Raw genomic sequence first — 20,167 nt, 5'->3', positions numbered from 1 at the left:
TAGAGAAAGACGTTCTTCTGACAAAACCCCCAACGAACTCGCATTCGTCTGACAGCATGTTACCCCGATCCACCAGATGCCGGGACTGAACACCCAGGCGGTCGATACGCTCTCCGGACACTATCCGCTTGGCCTATCGGGCCGACCATTATTCTTTCGCACTCGCCAGCAATGCAGTTCTACCAGCATTGCGCCACGCGCCAATCCCTGCGACTTTTGATACTATCCTTTCGATAGCTCCCTCTCCTGATCGGCAATCTCTTCTTCGCGGATTGCCTCGAGCCGTCTGCTCGCGGGAAAACAGGGCATGGCGCCGGTCTTCGGATCGTGCTGCATTTCCTTCTGAAAGGGAAATCCCATGCCGGCAGTTGACGGTTCGCTCAACGAGTGGTCGCGCGCCTTCCGCCTTGATGGGCCTGCGACCGGGACTGCAGGCTTCGGCCTCTGGGGCTTTGCGGATCCAGCATTCCTTTATTTCGCGATTGGCGCCGACTCGGTCCCGATCGGCGAAAGCACCACCCTGTGGCTTGATACCGATCTCGACCGCGCGACGGGGCACCAGATCTGGGGCTGGGCCGGCGGCGCCGAGTATCACGTCGAGGTGGCCGCCGACGGCCGCGCGGGGCTTTACACGGGCGGTCCCCGCCAGACGCTGGTCGGGGTGGTCGAGGCCGCGCGCAGCAGTGACGGCCGGACACTCGAGATGCGCATCGACCGCAGCCTTCTTGGCGGCAGTTCCGAGCGGGTCCGTGTCTTTGCCGACGTCAACGATACGGCCTTCCTTCCCAACAGCTATGCAGATGTCGATCTCGTCGTCGGCGGACCCATGCTCGACATGGGCGCGGGCACGCGGCTGGATGCGCCGGGACAGGGCGCCGCCGGTCACGCATTCTACGGCGATCTGGTCGCCGGCACCTATGTCTTTGCGATCACCTCGGACAGCACGGCGATCGGCGCGGGGACGACCATCTGGATCGACGCCGATCTCGACCGGACGACCGGGCACCAGATCTGGGGCTGGGCCGGGGGAGCGGAATACAACATCAACATCGGGGCGGACGGGGTTGCGCGGCTTTACACCGGCGGCGCCGGAGAAACCCATGTCGCCGACCTGATCCATCGGCTGAGTTCCGACAGGAGGGTTCTCGAACTCGCGGCGCCGCGCGATCTTCTGGCGGGCGATCCCGCGCGCATCCGCGTCTTTGCCGACGTGAACGACGCGGTGTTCCTGCCCAATGATTACGCCAATGCCGACCTCGTCGTGGGCGAGCCGGTCCCGGTCTCGGCGGGCGGCAAGATCCTCGACGGACTGCTGGTGGACTGGCTTGCGGGAACCCGGCTGGACAGCCCGGCCACCGGCGCGCCGGGTCATGCCTTCTACGGCGATCTTCAGCAGGGCGCCTATACCTTCGCCATCGCCACGGGCGGGACCGCCATCGGCGCGAACACGACGATCTGGCTCGATACCGATCTTTCCGGCAGCACGGGCTATCAGGTCTGGGGCTGGGCGGTCGGGGCCGAATACAACGTCAACATCGGCGCGGACGGCGTCGCGCGCCTTTACAGCGGCGGCGCCGGGCAAACCCTTGTCGCCGAGATCGATCATGTCATGAGCGGCAACGGCACGGTCCTGGAAATTGCCATCGACCAGGCGCTGCTGGGCAACACGCCGTCCCTGCGGGCCTTTGCGGACGTCAACGACAGCGTCTTCATTCCCAACGCCTATGCGACCGCCAACTTCATCGTCGGCACCCCGCCCGTTCGGGTCGGCCCGATCACCCTTGACGGCAACCTTTCGGACTGGGCGCCCGGCAGCCTGCTTCACGAGGGCGCGGGCCACCAGCTTCGCGGCGATGTCCTCCGGGATGGACAAGGGGCGGGCCATTTCGTTCTTGCCATCGCATCGAACGGCATGGCGATCGGCCAGAACACCACCATCTGGATCGACAGCGACCGCGACAGCAGCACGGGTCATCAGATCTGGGGCTGGGCCGGGGGCGCGGAATACAACATCAACATCACCGCGGACGGCAAGGCGAGGCTTTACAGCGGAGCGGCAGGCGGCACCTTCGTCGCCGAACTCGAATACGCCTTCAACGCGGACCGCTCGGGCTTCGAGGTTGCGCTGCCGCAGTCGATCCTGGCCGGGGTTCCCTCGTCGATCCGCGTCCTTGCCGACGTGAATGACAGCGTGTTCCTGCCCGGCGACTACACCGGCGCGAACCTAGTCGTCGGCACGCCCCCGCCGCCGCCCGATCCCGTCAACGCGCCCGGGGCGCGTGTCGCCATCGTCTATTCCGCCACCACGGCCGCCAATTTCTATGACGTGACCGCCTATGGGCAGTTGTTCATGGCGGCGCAGAATCAGGCGATGCAGGCCGGCATCCCCTTTGACCTGCTGAACGAGGGCGACCTTCTCGATCCCGCGAACCTCGCGGGTTATGACGCCATCATCTTCCCCGGCTTCTCGCATGCGCAGTCAGGCCAGGTCGCGGCCATCGCCGCCTCGCTGACGACCGCGGTGCAGCAATACGGGGTCGGGCTGATCGCCGCCGGAAACTTCCTGACCAACGACCAGACCGGTGCGGCGATCGCGGGGAACGCCTATTCCCGGATGAGCGCGCTTCTGGGCGTCACGCTGGAAGGCTATGGCCAGACGAACGGCATCCGGCTGCAGGCGACCGATGCCGGCAATCCCATCCTCGACGGCTACGGCAACGGCGAGGTGGTCGGGACTTACGGCAATGTCTCGTACCTGTATTTCAAGGACACGACCGGGACCGGGCAGGTTCTCTTCGACCAGGTCGTCGGCACCGGCGGCAGCACGGTCGCGCGCGATGCGGTGATCGCGACGCAGACGGGCGGCCGCAACGTCCATTTCGCCACGGATGCCATCCTTGGCAACAACAACATCCTGGGCGAAGCCATCGACTGGATCGTGCAGGAAAACGCGCCCGACGTCTCGCTGCTGATGACGCGGGGCTCGTCGCTGTTCTATTCGCGCAACGACATGGACCAGTCGCAGGAGGTCTGGGATGTCAGCGCCCAGGACCCCGGCATCTACGACGCGATGCTGCCGATCATCCGGGACTGGTATGACAGATACGGCTTCGTCGGCTCGTATTACATCAACGTGGGCGCGAACCCGCCCGACCAGACCACGGACTGGGCCGTCTCGAAACCCTATTACGAGGCGATCCTTGGGCTTGAAAGCGCGATCGGCACCCATTCCTATACCCATCCGCATGACACCAACGTCCTGCTTGCGGACACGCCGCAGATCCTCGCGCTGGTCAACCGCGTCGATCCGCGCAACCCGAATGCCGTCGATCCCTGGACGCTGACCCAGGCGGAACAGGATCTGCTGTTCTCGTCCTACCGCTTCCAGTTCGAGACCTCGAAGCTGATCATCGAGCAGAAGCTCGGCATCGAGATCACCGGCGCCGCGGTGCCCGGCGCGCCCGAGCGCGTGGGTGCCACGCGCGAGATGATCAAGTTCTTCGACTATCTCAGCGGCGGCTATTCGGGCGTCGGCGCGGGCTATCCCGGGGCCTTCGGCTACCTGACGCCGGGCGAGACCGGGCATGTCTATATCGCCCCCAACATGTCCTTCGATTTCTCGCTGGTCGGCTGGTACGGCATGACGCCGCAGCAGGCCGAAGCCGCTTGGCTGGCCGAATACGACCGGCTGATCGGCGGGGGCACGACCCCGATCCTGGCCTTCCCCTGGCATGACTATGGCCCCACCAACTGGAACCTGGGTGATCCCGCGCAGGTCTATTCCCTGCAGATGTTCGAGTCTCTGATCGCCAGGGCCGCCGCCGACGGGGCCGAGTTCGTGACCGGACAGGATCTTGCCGGCCGGATCGAAAGCTTCTCGCGCAGCAGCCTGACCGCGGCGCGGGCTGGCGATGTCCTGACGGTCACTGTCCAGTCCAGCGACGCGGGCAACTTCGCGCTGGATGTCGGCAAGGAAGGCAAGATCGCCTCGGTCGCGAACTGGTATGCCTGGGACCAGGATTCCGTCTTCCTGCCGAAGCAGGGCGGGACCTTCCAGATCACCCTCGGCCCGCAGGCGGCGGATGTCACCCATGTCGCGGGCCTGCCGATGCGGGGCGAGCTGATCTCGGTGTCCGGCAACGGCACCGATCTGGACTTCTCGTTCTTCGGGCGGGGCAGCGTGCTGGTCGAACTCGCGTCGCAGGGGGCAAGGCCCATCCATGTCACGGGCGCGGATGGCGCAAGCCTGCCCTCGGCCGGGACGGTTTCGCTCGTCTTCGACGCCGTGGGACAGCATGCGGCCACGATCGACTTCCTTGCCCCGGGAAGCCGGCTGATCGGATCGGCGGCCAAGGACATCCTTCTTGGCGGCAGCGCGGATGACATCCTGAACGGGGGCGCGGGCAACGACGTGCTGCATGGCGGGGCCGGTGCGGACCGCTTCGTCTTCACCGCCGGATTTGCCTCGGATGTCATCCTCGATTTCCAGGGCGGGTCCGACAGGCTGGACCTGCAGGGCCTCGGCTTCGCGACTGCCTCGGCTGCCCATGCCGCCTTCCAGGCCGTCGCCGGGGGGCTTGCGCTGGCGGTCGGAGGTTCTGACCGCCTGCTGCTCGCCGGTCTCGATTTCAACGATTTCTCGGTCTCGGACATCTTGGTGGACAGCTTCGCGCTGGCCTGATCGCTCCGCAGCCCCTGCCCGGCCGCGGGCGGAGGATTTGAAAGGAAAACCCATATGCCCAACAGACTTTTCGGAACGGACGGCATCAAGGGCCGCGCGAACAGTTGGCCCATCACACCCGGAATGGCACTGCAATTGGGGCAGGCTGCCGGCCGGCACTTTGCCCGCGACCATGGGGCGCGGACCGTCCTCATCGGAAAGGACACGCGCCTTTCCGGCTACATGATCGAAAGCGCCCTAGTCGCCGGCTTCACCTCGGTCGGGATGGACGTGCTTCTGACCGGGCCGCTGCCGACGCCGGCGGTGGGCATGATGACGCGCTCGCTGCGGGCGGACCTCGGGATCATGATCTCGGCCTCTCACAACCCGCACCAGGACAACGGCATCAAGTTCTTTGGACCCGACGGCTACAAGCTGTCCGACGCGGACGAGGCTGCGATCGAGACCGGCATCGAAACCGAGGGGGAACTGGCCGAGCCCGGCGGGATCGGGCGCGCCCGGCGCATCCAAGGCACGGACGAGCGCTATATCGAATTCGTCAAACGCGCCGTTCCGCGCAGCCTGCGCCTGGACGGGCTTCGCATCGTCGTCGATGCCGCCAACGGCGCGGCCCACCGGGTCGCCCCGAAGCTGATCTGGGAACTCGGCGCCGAGGTCATCCCCATCGGCGCCTCGCCGGACGGGCTCAACATCAATGCCGGCTGCGGCTCCACCTCGCCGCAGGCCTGCGCCGCTGCCGTGCTGGAACATGGCGCGGACCTGGGGATCGCGCTCGACGGCGATGCCGACCGGGTGCAGCTGATCGACGCGACTGGCCGCCTGATCGACGGCGACCAGCTGATGAGCACCATCGCGGAACGCGCCCATGCGCGGGGCGAGCTTGCCCGGGCCACGCTGGTCGCCACCATCATGTCCAACATGGGGCTGGAGCGGCACCTTGCCGGGCAGGGCATCGGCCTGGCGCGCACCCGCGTGGGCGACCGCCATGTCGTCGAGCACATGCGCGCCACGGGCTGCAACATCGGCGGAGAGCAGTCGGGGCACATCATCCTGTCCGACCTGACCACGACCGGGGACGGGCTTGTCGCCGCGCTGCAGGCCATCGCGGCGGTCCAAGAGGCCGGCCGCCCCGCGTCGGAGGTCCTGAACCGCTTCGAGCCCCTGCCGCAGGTGACGCGCAACGTGTCGGTCGAACGCGGGCGGGCCCCCATGGAAAAGCCCGCGGTCATCCGCGTCATCCAGCAGATGACCGCCCGCCTCGGCAGCAGCGGCCGCCTTGTCGTGCGGCCCTCGGGCACCGAGCCCCTGGTCCGCGTCATGGCCGAGGGCGAGGACCCCGACATGATCCACCAAGTCGTGGACGAGGTCAGCGACGTCATGTGCCGCGAGGCCATGCTTGCCGAAGGCGCAGCCGCGCAGGCGGAACAGCTTCGGACCCTGATGTAGTTTTCCAAGGAGATCGTTGCCATGTGTGGAATTGTGGGGGTCCTGGCCAACCGGCCCGCAGCCCCGATCCTGATGGATTCACTCAGCCGCCTTGAATACCGCGGCTACGATTCCGCCGGCATCGCCTCGGTCGAGGCCGGCCTTCTGAACCGGCGCCGGGCCGAGGGAAAGCTGAGCGCCCTCGCCCGCCTGCTGGAGGACAGCCCCCTGGGGGGCAGCGCCGGGATCGGCCACACGCGCTGGGCGACCCATGGCCGACCCAGCGAGGACAATGCCCATCCCCATCGCTCGGGTCCGGTCGCGGTCGTCCATAACGGCATCATCGAGAATTACGCCGAACTGAAGGCGGAACTGGCCGCGCAGGGCTACGGCTTCGAATCCCAGACGGATACCGAGGTCATCGCCGTGCTCTGCGCCTCGATGATCGCGCGGGGCCTGGGCTACGAGGATGCCGCGGCAGCGACCGTGTCGCGCCTGCGGGGCGCCTATGCGCTGTGCTTCCTGTTCGAGGGCAAGGACGATCTTCTCGTCTGCGCCCGCCGCGGCTCTCCGCTGGTGATCGGCTTCGGCGAAGGCGAGAGCTTCGTCGGGTCGGACGCCATCGCGCTTGCCCCCATGACCGACCGCATTGCCTACCTTGAAGAAGGCGACTGGGCCATCGTCACCCGCGGCGCGGTCCGCATCCATGATGCCGCCGGGATGCCGGTCGAGCGCAAGGTCCAGGTCGTCGCCCTTGACACCATCATCGCCGACAAGGGCCAGCACCGCCATTTCATGGCCAAGGAGATCCATGAGCAGCCCTCGGTCATCGCCCGGGCGCTGGGCACATGGATTTCGCCCGGACGCGACCGGGTGGAATGCGCAGCCGAGGCGATCGACTGGGCCGCGGTCCCGCGCCTGACCATCGTCGCCTGTGGCACCGCCTATTACGCGGCCCATGTCGGCAAGGTCTGGATCGAGAAGATCGCCCGCATCCCCGTCGAGATCGAGATCGCCTCCGAGTTCCGCTATCGTGAGCCGCCGCTTCCCAAGGGCGGCGTCACCATGGTCGTCAGCCAGTCCGGCGAGACCGCCGATACCCTTGCCGCGCTGCGCTATGCCAAGGCGGCGGGCCAGACCACGCTCGGGCTTGTCAACGTCACCACCTCGACCATCGCGCGAGAGGCGGACATCGTGCTGCCGATCCATGCCGGGCCCGAGATCGGCGTCGCCTCGACCAAGGCCTTCACCGCCATGGCCTTCTGCCTTGTCGCCATGGCCGCGATGATCGCCCGCAAGCGCGGCACCATGGATGCCGAGGCCGAGCGCGCCCATGTCGAGACGCTTTCGACCGTGCCGCGCATCATGGCGGAATGCATCGCTCTGGAACCCGAGTTCGAAGCCCTGGCGGCCGAGCTGTCATCGGCGAGCGATGCACTCTTCCTGGGCCGGGGGCTGATGTACCCGCTGGCGCTGGAAGGAGCCCTGAAACTCAAGGAAATCACCTACATGCATGTCGAGGGCTATGCGGCCGGAGAGATCAAGCATGGTCCCATCGCGCTTGTCGACGAGACCACCCCCATCATCGCGCTCGCGCCGCATGACGCGCTGTTCGAGAAGCTGTCATCGAACCTGCGCGAGGTGATCGCCCGCAAGGGGCGCGTCGCCGTCCTGGGCGACGAGGCCGCCTGCGCCGACCTGCAGGGCGAGGCCTGGCGCATGGTGCGGATGCCCAGCGTCGATCCCCTGATCGCGCCCTTCGTTTATGCGGTCGCGGTGCAGTTCATCGCCTATCACACCGCGCTCGCTAAGGGCACCGACGTCGATCAGCCCCGCAATCTCGCGAAAGCCGTAACGGTCGAATAAAGGCGGACATCATCATGCAAAAATGCATTCTTGCGACCGGCGGCGCCGGATATATCGGCTCTCATGTCGTGGTCGAACTGCTCGAGGCAGGACATCGCGTCGTCATCCTCGACAACTTCGAGAACTCGGACCCGCGCACGGTCGAGCGCATCTCGCGGATCGTCCCTGGCGAGGTCGAACTTGTCGAGGGCGATGTCCGGGACCAGGCGCTGGTTCAGGAGGTTCTTCGCCTGCATCGCGTCGATGCGGTGATCCATCTGGCCGGGAAAAAGGCCGTGGGCGAATCCGTGGCCGATCCCCTGCTTTATTTCCATGACAACCTGCTCGGCGCCGTCGCGCTGCTGCGGGCGATGTGCGCGGCGGGCGTGCAGAAGCTGGTCTTCTCGTCTTCCGCGACCGTCTACGGCTTTCCCAAGACGCTGCCGATCCCCGAAACCGCGCCGACGGGCGTCACCAACCCTTACGGCCGCACCAAGCTGATGATCGAGGAGATCATCGACGACCTGACCGTGGCCGCGCCCGATTTCCGGGCGATCTCGCTGCGCTACTTCAATCCCGTCGGCGCCCATCCCAGCGGATTGATCGGAGAGAACCCGCGCGGCACGCCCAACAACCTTTTCCCCTATGTGGCGCAGACGGCGGCGGGTCTTCGCAAGGCGGTGCAGGTCTTCGGGTCCGACTACGACACGATCGACGGCACGGGGACGAGGGACTACATCCACGTCCTCGATCTCGCCCGCGGGCATGTCGCGGCGATCAATCATCTTTTCGGGAACCCCGGGGAACCGCATCTGCGGATCAATCTCGGGACCGGCACGGGCTACAGCGTCCTGCAGATCCTGGACGCCTTTTCGGAAGCCTGCGGCCATCCCGTTCCGTTCGATCTCGTCGCGCGCCGCCCCGGTGACGCGGCCGCCTCGCTGGCGGACCCGACGCTCGCCCACCGGCTGCTCGGCTGGCACGCGACGCGCGACCTCAAGGCGATGTGCGCGGACCACTGGGCCTTCCAGAAAGGGCTGGCCACCGCGCAGGGCGAGGACGGGATGCCCATCCATTCCGCCCGGCGCGAAAGGCAGGCCGAAGCTTTCGTCCCAAGATTGCCGCACTGAAGGCGGATTGTTCTTGAGAAAGCGTTTTCTTCCAAGCTAGCCTGCTCCTCGGCCCTGCGCCGGGGAGTGGCGCGTCCTTGCAACAGTGTCGAAATTGCTCATCATCTCCGCCCTCCGCTCGACGATCCTTTCCGGCCTCGTGGGTCTTGTCGCCCAATCCCATGCCACCTGGGCGCAAGGCGCCCCCCCAGCGGCGGAACCGCCCGCCCAGGATTGCACCATGGCCTCGCCGCGATCCCGTGCCGCCGCCCTCACCTCTGCGCTGCGGCAGGGTTTCGGGGTGCAGTACTGGGGCGACACCTACTCGGCCGAGAAGCTGGCCGCCCAGCCCCATGGCCTGCTCATCATCGAGTTCACGAAGATCGGCGCGCATTACAGCGACACCGGCCGCGAACTGCCCTTCACCCCCGAAGAAATCGCCACCATCAGCCGGAACGGCGAACGTCCCGTCCTGGGCTACTTGAATGTCAGCGAGGTCGAGACCTACCGGGATTACTGGATCGACCATGCGGCGGCGGTCAAGGCCGGGGGCGACCCGTTGCCTCCGCCTTGGCAGGGGCCTCATACCGCCCATGGCGACGATCTCGCGGCCTTCTGGACGCCGGAGTGGAAGGAGATTCTTCTGGCCCGGGTCGACCGGCTGATGGCCGCGGGCGCGGGTGGCATCTTTCTTGATGACGTCCTGCATTACTACAGCCATGCCCTCGACAAGACGCTGCAATGGCCGGAAGGCACGCGACCCGCGGGGCCTTCCGATGCGTCGGGCTTCGCCCTCGAGATGATGCGCCTTGTCGGGGCACTGGCGGAACGCGCCCGGGCCTGGGACTGCGACGCCCTGATCATCGTCAACAACGGTGTCTTCATCGGGCGCGACGCCGCGGGCGCCAGCGCGGGGCCGGACAGCAAGGCGGCCTTTGCCGCCTACCTCGACGCGATCGACGCGATCATGGTCGAGAACCTGTCCGCCCCCGACATGCATCCCCATGCGCTCGAGGCGCTGAAAGAGGATTTCCAGGCCAACGGCGCCTCGGTGCTGGCCCTCGACATCGCGACGCAGTTCCCCGAAATCGATCCCGGCCAGCTTCGCGACAGGGTGACGGCGCAGACCGCCAGGAACGGCGTGTTTTCGTATGTCGCCCTGGACAGCGCCTACAGCCAGCTGACCCCGCCGATCACCCTTTCGTCGCCGGCTGCGGCTGCAACGGAATGACCCTGTCGCGAAGCCGGCGCTGCAGATCCCCGTTCGCGGCGGCGCCGGCCAGCAGGGCGCGGTGAAAGGGGCTGCCCTGCAGCCCGTCCGAGACATGCACCCAGATGGACTGGTCCCATTCCGACAACGGCAAGGCCGCCGCCTTCAGCAGGAAATCATAGGAAGCCCGGCGATCCCCGGTCCAGCCGGTCCAGGCTGCCGCGACAAGCGGCGCGGCCTCTTGGACCTCGGGCGACAGAAGGCGCCGATAGGGGACCAGGGCCCCTGCCCCGCGATAGCGCAGGAATTGCGTCAGGGCGCGGCCGATCACCGCCGGCTCGGCCAGCGCCGCCTGGTGCGACGCCAGCACCGACCTCAGGGCGCGCAGGTCCCCGCTCGTCTCGGCCATGAACAGCAGGGTGTCCCACTCGGGGGAACTCAGCACCGTCCGGCCCGCCAGCCACTCTGACTGCAGGATGCGGGCAACGCCCCCATGCCCGCTTTTCGCGAAGACCGGCAGGACCATGTGACCGTCCTGCGGTGCCGCGGCAAAGCCGTTGCGGGCGACGATGATCGCCGGGTCCAGCGCGCCCCTGCCGATGAGGGACCTGACCGAGGCTTCCAGCACCGCGCCCGCATCCGGGCCGGTTTCCAGCCATGCCGACGCATGCTGCACCGCTGCCGCCATCTGGCCCGTCTCGGCCAGGTGTTCCAGCAGGCGCTTCTTGAAGGTCAGCCCTTCCTCGCCGCTCTTTCCGGCCAGCTCGATCAGAAGCTGCTCATAGGCGCCGCGGTCCCCGCCCATCAGCAGCTTGCTCAGGCGCCGCGCCTCCCAAGCCGTCAGCCTGGACGGCTCGACCGACTGAAGAACCGCGCGTTCCGCATCCGCCATCCGCAGCGACCTGTACCACAATCCCAGCCGCTCACGCCGCTCGGGGGTGGGGAACAGGTCATAGGCCTGCTGAAGATAGGCGGCGGCAAGAGCGAGATCCCCGGCCACGATCTCGATCCCGACGAGCGCTTCGAGCACCTCCTCGGACGGCCGCGCACCCGACAGGACACGCAGGAACGCCCGCCGCGCGGACGGAAGATCCCCGTCTGCCAGCGACAACCGGCCGTAAAGCAATTCCAGGTTGTCATGAAAGGCGAACTTCCCTTCCACCTCGCGCAGCCGGGACAGGGCGTCCTCGGGTTCGAGCCGCGACAGTTCGGCCTCGAACCGGACGCCGGGGTCCGGCCTCAGCATGACAAGCGCCGCGATGGCGAAGCCGCATAATGTCAGGAATACCGCTGCATAGTTCCGCATCTCACGCCCTTTCAGCGCAAGGCGCCAGAATCGAGGCCCGCCCCTGCCCCGAGGCGCCGACCGGCACATAAACGGACATCCTGCCCTCGGGGTCGGGGATGACCGTCTGCTCCGGCCCCGGCTTGTCGCCGGTCACGGTCACCCGGTAGGCGCCCCCGGGCTCGCCCACCAGGTCGAGTTCGCCCCCGATGACCCCCGACACCTGGACATGCAGGGCGCAGCCCTCGCGCTGCCAGAGGTCGATCACGACCCGGCTGGACTGAAGACCCGGCGCCGCCGTGCCGCGGGCGATGCCGGTCGGATCGGCGCCATTGGCCAGGACGACCAGCGGCGCTTCCGTGTTCGGGTCCAGGGCCACGTAAAGACTGTCGCCCTTGCGCCGCGCGCCCATCACCCCGCTGCTTCGATCCAGGTCCAGCACCCGATCGGGCACCCGGTCGAAGCGGACGGTCTGAAGGCTTCCCCGGTCCAGTATCCGCCATGCGTCCGGTCCTTCGGGAAGAACCCGCATCGACTGGAACCCCCGGACCATCCTTGCATAGCGGGCGGCGTGCACCGGGATGACGTCACCCGTCCTCGCCTCCTCGAAATACCGCTCGACCGCGCGGCGCGTTTCGAAGAACATCGCCGAGCGCGCGGCAAAGGCCAGCTCAAAGGGTTTCAGCCGCCGCGGGTCTTCCGTCCGCCGCAGGGTTTCGCCGAAGGCGTGGAAACCGTGGATCGGCGCGGTCCAGAAGCCGGTATAGGCGGCATCGCCGCTCAGCGCGTCATAGACCTGCAGATGCTCTCCCACCGGGGCGGAAAAGGGCCAGAGACCCGAAAGGGACGGGTTGGCCGCGTACCAGGTTCCGCCGCCGCCGCCGATGCTCTCGGCTCCGGCGTCCTCCACGGCCACGAGCGCGGCCTCGAAGGGCCGCGCGTCCCCGCTCCAGACGAAAGCACCCGCGGGGCCTTCCCTTCCGGCAAGATCTTGGACCTCCTCCAGGGCGCCCCCGACTTCCGTGTCCAGGTTGAACGGCTCGGAGGCGTATTTCCGCGGCGCGTTCGGCGTCTTCGAGAAGGTCGAGGCACCGGGATTGGCAAAGGCATCGCCAAGCGTCTGCACCGCCGAGACCACCAGGGCGTTCTGCTGGTCCGGGTCCTCAGCCTGCTGCAGAATCTCCGCCTCGCGGCCCTGGTCGTAGCTCACGAAGAAATCCCAGTCCGTGACGTAGCTGTGCCCCTGGGTCCCGCTTTCCACATTGGGACGGGACAGGGCGCGCACCGCCGCCTGCCGCCCCCGCAGCGCCGCGGTTCCGCCCAGGCTTTCCTCGAGATCGCCGGTCAGCGCCGCCACGGTGATCGGCAGATCCGCGAAGGGCTCGATCAACTTCTCGACGAGAACTTCCGAGGCAAGCTGCTCGGGTTCGCCGAAGTCCCTTGCGGGCATCACGTCAAGCCAGCCCTCCTCGGTGATCGTCGAGAAGAAGATCCTTTTGCCCGCAAGCGTCGTCGGGTCGGGTATCGGCCAGGGCGCCGTCCCGAGCACATGATCGAAGAAGGCGAAGGGATCGACGATCCAGAAGGCCCCGCCCCGCCCGTCCCCGTCGATCGCGGCGCTTCCATGCAGATAGCCCCCGGCCGGGCCGAGGGTCCCGAGGTCGAGTTCCAGGCCGCCGCTTGCGATCCGCAGCAGCGAGCGGCCATCGGCGCTTGCATGAATGCCCGCGTAATTCCCGGGCTTGATCAGGAAATCCACCTCGAAGCCCAGCATCGCGTCCATCCCGGCGACCGTCGCCGCGGCGCCTATCGCATGGGTTGAACCATCCTCCTCGATCCCCATGGCTTTCCTGACGAGAAGGGCCGTTTCCGGCCTCGTGCCCGCGTCGAGCCCGATCTCGCCGAAGGCGACGATCCCTGGCGCCTTGCCACAGAAATCCTCGCCCGCCTCGAACCATGCCCACAGGGCGCCCATCGGCGGGGGGGACTCGTCGAACCAGGACAGCATCATCCTGACAGATCCGGCCTCGATTTCGGGGGCAAGGCCCGTCGAGACGTCATGATAGACAACCCGCTGCCCGAGGTGATTCAGGACGATCTCGGCGAACCTGTGGATACGGGTATCACGCGGCGCCCGCTCGCGCGCGCCGTCGTAAAGCGCAAGCGTCGTTCTGGGAATGGAATCGCAGGCCCAAGCATCAAAAGGCGTAATCCATAAGGATAGCACCGCGACGAATACAAGGCGCAGCACAGCGAAAATCCGCCCGTAAATCCTGGATTTTATGACATAAATGGAAACTAACGCCCGTCTCGATGTTCCGCCGACCCGCAAATGCATCCTGAATCCGCCATACGCCATTCGGTGAAATCCGCTCTCCCGATTTTCCTTCCTGCACGCAGGATAATCCGTTGAGAGGATTCAGAACTTACCGTAAATTCGGATGGCATCAAAGGGATTTGGCGCGCCGGTCGCTGCAGGAAGATTACACGGGAGCTTTTCAATGCAGGGCGGATTTCGGGAATTTCTTTTCAGCACAGCCGTTGTCGGCGCGGGTCTTGCCGGCCTCTGGGCCTGGCCCATCGTCACGGACGGGGGCGGCGCTGCCCTGGTCACGCGGATCGTGGAAATCTATCACAAGTCCGGCGCTCGCCTCGGTCCGGCCGTGGCGGTCCTGACGGGGCCGGCGCAGGATGTCCTGCCCCCCGTTCTTCAGCCTGCGGCGGACGAACCCCTGGCTCCCGCGGCCAGGATCGATCCCGTGCGCCTTGCCGCGGCAGAACCCGTCGTGCCGGCGCAATGCGATGCCACGAGCCCCGGCATCGACGCCGCCGTGATCGGGGACAGGCTGCAGCTGCGCATCTTCGAGACCTCGATCCTGGCCGGAGCCGCGGGCGCGCAAGGGGCCGAGGCCCTGACGACCGACATCGTCTTCGAGCGGCTGGACCTGTCGGGCAGCTACGACGTCACCGGCACCGGCGCGATCTCGCTGCCCGCCATAGGGCGCGTCGATGTTCTCGGGCGCTCGCTTCCCTGCATCGAGGCGCTGGTGGCGAAGCGGGCCTTCGAACTGTTCCGCACCGCCAGCACGGTCAGCGCAGCCCATGCCGCCCGCCCCCCAATCCTGGTCCGCGGGGCCGTGCGTTCCCCCGGGGCGCATGCCCACAGCCCCGGCCTGACCGTGGAACGCGTGCTTGCCCAGGCCGGAGCGACCCAGGCGCATGATCCTGCAAGCACCGTCCGCATGGTCGCGCTCGACTCGCGCCGCCGCGAACTGGAAAGGACCCGCGCCGGCCTGGATCTGGAACGGATGCGCCTTGAAGCCGCCATGGCCGGCAAGGAGCTTTTCCCCGACACCGCGCTGACCACGACGACGGCCCTGCTGGGCGCGGATCGCGTGGACAGCGAACGCGCCGCGCTTGCGGCCGAAACCGTCACCCAGCTCATGCGCCAGGTCCATACCGCCGAGCATCTGAGGGACCTGGACGCCCGCATCGAGGCGGCAGAGCGCCAGCTCGAGATCGCGCAGACCCATTTCGACTACTTCGATCATCGCCGCCAGCAGCAGGCCGAGTTCCTCAAGAGCCGCACGATCACCGAGGCCCATCTGGACAGCACCACGATCAAGGCCATGCAGGCCGAGCAGGTCCTGCTGGAAAAGCAGGAAGCGCTTCTGCGGTTGCAGACCGAGCGCCATCTTGCCGTGAACGGCGCGGCCCTTGCGGATGCCCAGCGCCAGAACGCGCTCGCGTCCGAGCTTCGCAACCTCACCTCGCGCTCCGACGCGCTGGAAAGCGAATACCAGACGCTCGAGGCCGAGCTTGACGTCCTTCGCGACGGCGGCGCGCGGCTCGAGGTCACGATCGAACGGCAGGACGGCCCGGAAAGCACCCGGACCATCGCCGCCTCTCCGGCCACGCTTGTGCGGCCCGGCGATCTCGTCACCGTTTCACCGATGATGGAGGGGACGAAGAAATCGGCGCGGCTCGATGTCCGGAACCTTCCCCTTCCCGTGCGGAGCGCGCAGTCACAATGACCTCCCGATCAGAAGCGCCGGCCCGCGACGCCGGCTTCGAACCCGGCACCTCCCAGACCGAAAGCGCCGCCTTCTTGCGGGGCTTTCTCGGCAGCGCCGTTCTGCTGCTGATCATCAGGGCCGCCGAACCCCTGTTCTTCGGAGAGGACTACTTCTCGACCCTGACCTATCACCCGTTCTGGATCGTCGTGCTGCTTGCCGCCGTCCAGCACGGCCTGTTCGTGGGCGTGGCCACCGTGGGCCTTGCGACCCTGATGATGGACTGGCCGCCCCGGCCGGTCGGCGTGGACATCACCGCCTATTACGCGGACATGGCGGCGACGCCCACGCAATGGCTGATTGTGGCGGTCATCATCGGCCTGTATCGCCAGGGGCAGATCCGCCGCGACCAGCGCGTCCGGCGCGGCAATGCGCGTCTGATCGAGATGAACGACGCGCTGGCGAAAGAGATCTACAGGCTTGATGCCGCGCTTGCCCGGGCAGAGCTTGCCGCGGCGACACGGCCCGAGGGCGCGGCCCCGGCCTTTCTGCGCCCGGCGCTTGATGCGCTTCTGCGCCTGTCCGACCCTGCCGCGGACCGCAATGACGCCTTCGTCGCCGCGGCCCGCGCCTGCAGCGACGTGGATATCGCCCTGCTCGAACGCTCCGCTGCAGGAGAGATCGTCCTGGCAGCAGCCACCGATCCTGGGCTTGAGGCATCGGCGTTCGTCGCGGCCGAGGAACTGGCCGCCTTGGGCAAAGGGGCAGATCCCTCCCTTCCCGTGCAGGTCCTGACGGCTGACAAGCGGCACGCTCTTGCCGTTCCGATCATCATGGAAGGTGCGGCCGAACCGGCCGGTGCGGTCGTGGGCTTCGTCGATTCCCCCGATGAGCTTGCGGATCTCAACTCCACGCTCGTTCATCTGGCGCGTGCCGTCGGGGCGGCCCTTGCGGCGGATGGGGTGCAGGTTCCGCTGCCTCACGCCCCGGCCGTGGCAGACCGGTTGCATGCCTGACGCCCTGTCCGTCCCTGTTCCCGCCGCGCGGCCGCAGTTCGGCCTTGGCCTGTTTGCCGGCATTGCCTGCCTGATGGACATCGTGCTGCTGCAAGGATGGCTTCAGGGGCGCCATGCCATGCTGGAGGTGATCGTCCTTCACACCGGCCTTGCCATCGGCATCGGGGCACTTGCCATGCTGGCGAGGCGCCGTTTCTCGCAGCCGATCCTCGTCCGGGTCGTCCTTCTCATCCTCTTCGGCCCCCTGGGCGGGCCCGCCCTGATGATCGCCGTGCCAGCCGCGCCGGCCTCGCGCAGAAAAGAGGCCGGGCCGGGCCCGGCGACCGCCTCCCGGACGGAAGGCCAGGCCAGCGCCGACGAGATCTACGACAGGATCGTGCAGGGCCGCCGGCACCCGCTTCCCCGGTCACCGCTGTGCAGCCTGCTGCAGACCTTTGCGGCGGGCAGCTTCCCCCAGCAGCAGGAGGCCATCGCGGCGATGTCCCGCGCCTATCATCCCGACATGCGCCCCGCCCTGTCGGCCGCGCTTGCATCCCCGACCCCTGCGATCCGGGTCCAGGCGGCCGCGGTCTATGCAAAGCTGCGCCGCACCTACGAGACGCGCGCCAAGGAACTGCTCGGGTCAGGCAGGTCCGGCGATCCGCCATGCGACCCCGGACTTGCCGCCGAATGCCTGAGCGTCGCGGAATCCGGCTTCGTTGATCCGGAAACCGCCCGTGCGCTCAAGGAGATGTCGGCGCGGCTCGCCAAGTCTTCCCGCACCGTCGCGCCATCCGCGGCGCAAGGACCCGAGGCCCCGGCGCCCTGGCCCGCCCTGCGGCCTCTGCCGCGCCTCAAGCGACATGCCTGCGGAGGGCTGGGATGAGCGCGCCATCGCCGGTCGCCGACGTCTGCATTGTCGTCGAGGGCTGCTATCCCTTCGTATCGGGCGGCGTCTCATCCTGGATCGACTGGCTGATCAGGAACCAGCCGGGCACCAGCTTTTCGGTTGTGGCCATCGTGGCCGATGAACGCCCGCGCGAGATCAGGTACGAGATGCCTGCGAACCTGCTGGATTTCCAGGTGCTGGCCCTTGCGCCGCGGGTGCGCAAACCGGGGCTGCGCCAGCCCGACATCGATCATGACCGCCTGGCCGACCTCATGTTCCGCGTGCTCAGAAAGGGCGATCTCGCGGCATTCGACGGCCTGCTCTCGCTTGTCGCGGAACCCGTCTGCCGCCGTCCCTTTCCCCGGTTCGGTGCGCCGCAGCCGCCCCTTTACAGCGATCTGACCGCATCGCGGGCCGCCTGGCACGCGATCGTCACCTGCTACGAACGCATCGCGCCGCATTCCGCCTTCAGCGACTTCTTCTGGGCCTGGCGGAATCTCGCGGGCAGCCTTCTTGCGGTCTCAACCGCCAGGATACCGCCTGCGCGAACCTATCATGCCATCTCGACGGGTTATGCCGGGTTGTTCGCCGTGCGGGCCGCGCGGGCGACGGGACGCACCGCCGCGATCACCGAACATGGCATCTATACCAACGAACGCCGCATCGACCTAGTCATGGCCGACTGGATCACCGATAGCATCGACAGCGGCCTGTCGGGGCGGGACGGGCGGACGGATGTCCGGCGATTCTGGATCGACGCCTTCGAATCCTTTGCCCGGATCGCCTATGACGGCGCCCATAGGATCACCACGCTTTACGGGGCCAACCAGTCCTTCCAGCGCGCGCTGGGCGCCTGCGAAGACAAGCTTTCCGTCATTCCGAACGGCATCGAGCTGAAGAAGTTCGCCGCGATCGTCCCTCAGCGGTCGGACCGCCGCCCCACGGTGGCCCTTATCGGCCGCGTCGTGCCGATCAAGGACATCGAGGCCTATATCGCCTCTGCCGCCATCGTCCGCCGCGCCATTCCCGACGTCCAGGTCCTGGTGATCGGCCCGACCGACGAAGACGAGGACTACCATGCCCTGTGCCGGCGGCGGGTTGCCGAACTGGGGCTGGAGGACACGGTGACATTCACCGGCAAGGTCAACATCATCGATTACCTTCCCCGCATCGACGTCCTTGTCCTGACCAGCATCAGCGAGGCGCAGCCTCTGGTGCTTCTGGAAGCGGGCGCGGCGGGCATCCCCTGTGTCACGACGGACGTGGGGTCCTGCCGCGAGATCATCGAGGGCGCCGCGGACGAGCATCCCAACCTCGGTCCGGGCGGCAGGGTTGCCCCCGCCATGGACGCGGATGCCATCGGCGCGGGGATCGTGGAACTGATGACGGACGAGGCCCTGCGCCTTGCCTGCGGCGAGAACCTCCGCCGCCGCGTCGAACTCTATTTCACGTCGGAAATCTCGGCCGCACGCTATGCGCGGCTGTATCACGATCTGGTGGCCTGATGGGTCAGGACCTGCCCCGTCGCGCCGTGGTCCGCAGATGGCAGGGTGAATTCCGGTGGTGGCTGTCGGACCCCCTGCTGAAACCTGTCCAGCGCTTTGCCGCGGCCATCATCGTCGCAGCCGGGCCATGGCTCGTCTCGGTCTTCGCTCTGGCCATCATCTCGGTCACCATGACGCCCGCGATGGGCCTTGCCGCGGTCGAGGACTTCCGCCTGACCGTGGTCTACGCCTTCTGCATCGCCCCCCTTGCGACCGGTCCGATCGGCGCGATCGCGGCGCGGCGCGTGGTGGTCGAGGTCCAGGCCGGCAACCATGCCCGCGTGCCGGAACTGTTCCTTGCCGCGGGCGCCTGTTCCGCGCTGGCGGCCCAGGTCATCGCGGTCCTGGCCTGCCTGCTTCTGGGCGTGCGGCCTATCGGGGTCGCGACGGGGCTGGTCTCGCTGACGGCGGCCGCCGCCCTGCTCTGGACCAGCTTCGCTGTCCTTTCGGCGGTCAGCGCCTATGGCTTCCTGATCGCGGCCCTGACGGGGGGGATGGTCTTCTCGGTGTTCTGCACGCTGGTGGCCGCCAGCATCACGCCGACGACCGAGATGCTCATCTGGTGCTTCATCGCGGGCGTGCTGTTCTGCGTGGCCCTGTGCCTGCGGCATGTCCAGATGCATTTCCCCAGCCGCTACGACGCGTTCCTGCCGACCGTGCAGGGCCTGGTTGCGGACCTGCGCCGCAATGCCGTGCTGTGCGCCGGCGTGCTGTTTGCCATCTGCGGGGTCTGGATCGACAAGTGGACCTTCTGGTTCGGCCCGCACAGCGTCCGATCAGAGGCCGGGCTGCTTCATTACAGCCTTTACGACAGCGTGATGTTTCTTGCCCACCTGTCGGTGATCCCCAGTTACGCCGCGCTTCTGGTCTTCCATCATGGCGACCTGGTCGCGGCCACCGAACGCTTCAAGGCCGCACTTGCGGGTCGCGCGACCCATGGCGCGATATGCGCACGCATCGACGATCTCGAGCGCACCGTCTGGAGCGGGGTGTTCACCATCGCCTTCGTTCAGGGGGCGATCACCGTCGGCCTCATTCTCATGGCGCCGTTGATGGCCCGGTTCCTCGACTTCAGCTTCAACCAGTTCCTCATGCTGCGGGTCGCCCTCATCGGCGTATGCCTGCATGGCGTCATGTTCCTGTGCTGCGCGATGCTGCTGGTCGCCAACCG

At 67.2% G+C, this 20,167-nt stretch carries 12 protein-coding genes; 10 read left to right on the top strand and 2 right to left on the bottom strand.

Annotation, left to right across the window (positions count from 1 at the left end; genetic code table 11):
- Nucleotides 1–358: 358 nt before the first annotated feature.
- From Q4F04_RS09605 to Q4F04_RS09585, 5 genes are all read left to right on the top strand, one after another.
- Nucleotides 359–4,681 carry a hypothetical protein gene (locus Q4F04_RS09605; protein ID WP_303369612.1) on the top strand — a complete coding sequence of 1,441 codons (4,323 nt, stop codon included), beginning with the start codon at nt 359–361 and terminating at the stop codon, nt 4,679–4,681.
- Between the two features lie 54 nt (nt 4,682–4,735).
- On the top strand, nt 4,736–6,127 hold the full coding sequence (gene glmM / locus Q4F04_RS09600) for a phosphoglucosamine mutase (protein WP_303369611.1): 1,392 nt from the start codon (nt 4,736–4,738) through the stop codon (nt 6,125–6,127).
- Nucleotides 6,128–6,148: 21 nt separating this feature from the next.
- Nucleotides 6,149–7,972: a glutamine--fructose-6-phosphate transaminase (isomerizing) gene (gene glmS, locus Q4F04_RS09595; RefSeq protein WP_303369610.1), complete on the top strand. Its 1,824-nt coding sequence runs from the start codon at nt 6,149–6,151 to the stop codon at nt 7,970–7,972.
- Between the two features lie 14 nt (nt 7,973–7,986).
- Entirely contained in the window at nt 7,987–9,081 is a 1,095-nt protein-coding gene (gene galE / locus Q4F04_RS09590) for a UDP-glucose 4-epimerase GalE (protein ID WP_303369609.1), read from the top strand.
- A gap of 220 nt (nt 9,082–9,301) precedes the next feature.
- Nucleotides 9,302–10,291, top strand: coding sequence for an endo alpha-1,4 polygalactosaminidase (locus tag Q4F04_RS09585; RefSeq protein WP_303369608.1), 990 nt, complete (start codon nt 9,302–9,304; stop codon nt 10,289–10,291).
- Here the strand turns inward: Q4F04_RS09585 and Q4F04_RS09580 are convergent.
- Nucleotides 10,254–11,576: a hypothetical protein gene (locus Q4F04_RS09580; protein ID WP_303369607.1), complete on the bottom strand. Its 1,323-nt coding sequence runs from the start codon at nt 11,574–11,576 to the stop codon at nt 10,254–10,256. The genes Q4F04_RS09585 and Q4F04_RS09580 overlap by 38 nt on opposite strands.
- Nucleotide 11,577: 1 nt before the next feature.
- Complete coding sequence (locus Q4F04_RS09575; RefSeq protein WP_303369606.1) at nt 11,578–13,806, bottom strand: hypothetical protein; 2,229 nt, start codon at nt 13,804–13,806, stop codon at nt 11,578–11,580.
- 250 nt (nt 13,807–14,056) lie between these two features.
- On the opposite strand from Q4F04_RS09575, the gene Q4F04_RS09570 reads away from it, so the two are divergent.
- From Q4F04_RS09570 to pelG, 5 genes are all read left to right on the top strand, one after another.
- The gene (locus Q4F04_RS09570) at nt 14,057–15,589 is read left to right on the top strand and encodes a hypothetical protein (protein ID WP_303369605.1); all 1,533 of its coding nucleotides are present in this window, start codon (nt 14,057–14,059) and stop codon (nt 15,587–15,589) included.
- 74 nt (nt 15,590–15,663) lie between these two features.
- Nucleotides 15,664–16,584, top strand: coding sequence for a hypothetical protein (locus Q4F04_RS09565; RefSeq protein WP_303369604.1), 921 nt, complete (start codon nt 15,664–15,666; stop codon nt 16,582–16,584).
- On the top strand, nt 16,577–17,449 hold the full coding sequence (locus tag Q4F04_RS09560) for a hypothetical protein (protein ID WP_303369603.1): 873 nt from the start codon (nt 16,577–16,579) through the stop codon (nt 17,447–17,449). Before Q4F04_RS09565 ends, Q4F04_RS09560 begins: the two co-directional genes overlap by 8 nt.
- Nucleotides 17,446–18,957 (top strand): GT4 family glycosyltransferase PelF, encoded by a 1,512-nt coding sequence (gene pelF, locus Q4F04_RS09555; RefSeq protein ID WP_303369602.1) that lies wholly within the window; start codon nt 17,446–17,448, stop codon nt 18,955–18,957. The genes Q4F04_RS09560 and pelF overlap by 4 nt, the downstream gene beginning before the upstream one ends.
- A partial coding sequence (gene pelG, locus Q4F04_RS09550; RefSeq protein ID WP_303369601.1) for an exopolysaccharide Pel transporter PelG occupies nt 18,957–20,167 on the top strand: 1,211 nt, incomplete at its 3' end. The genes pelF and pelG, both read left to right, overlap by 1 nt.

Source organism: Paracoccus sp. (in: a-proteobacteria), from assembly GCF_030536915.1.
Taxonomy (GTDB): domain Bacteria; phylum Pseudomonadota; class Alphaproteobacteria; order Rhodobacterales; family Rhodobacteraceae; genus Paracoccus.
The sequence above is the reverse complement of the archived record's forward strand: the minus strand, read 5'-3'. Positions and strand labels throughout refer to the sequence as shown.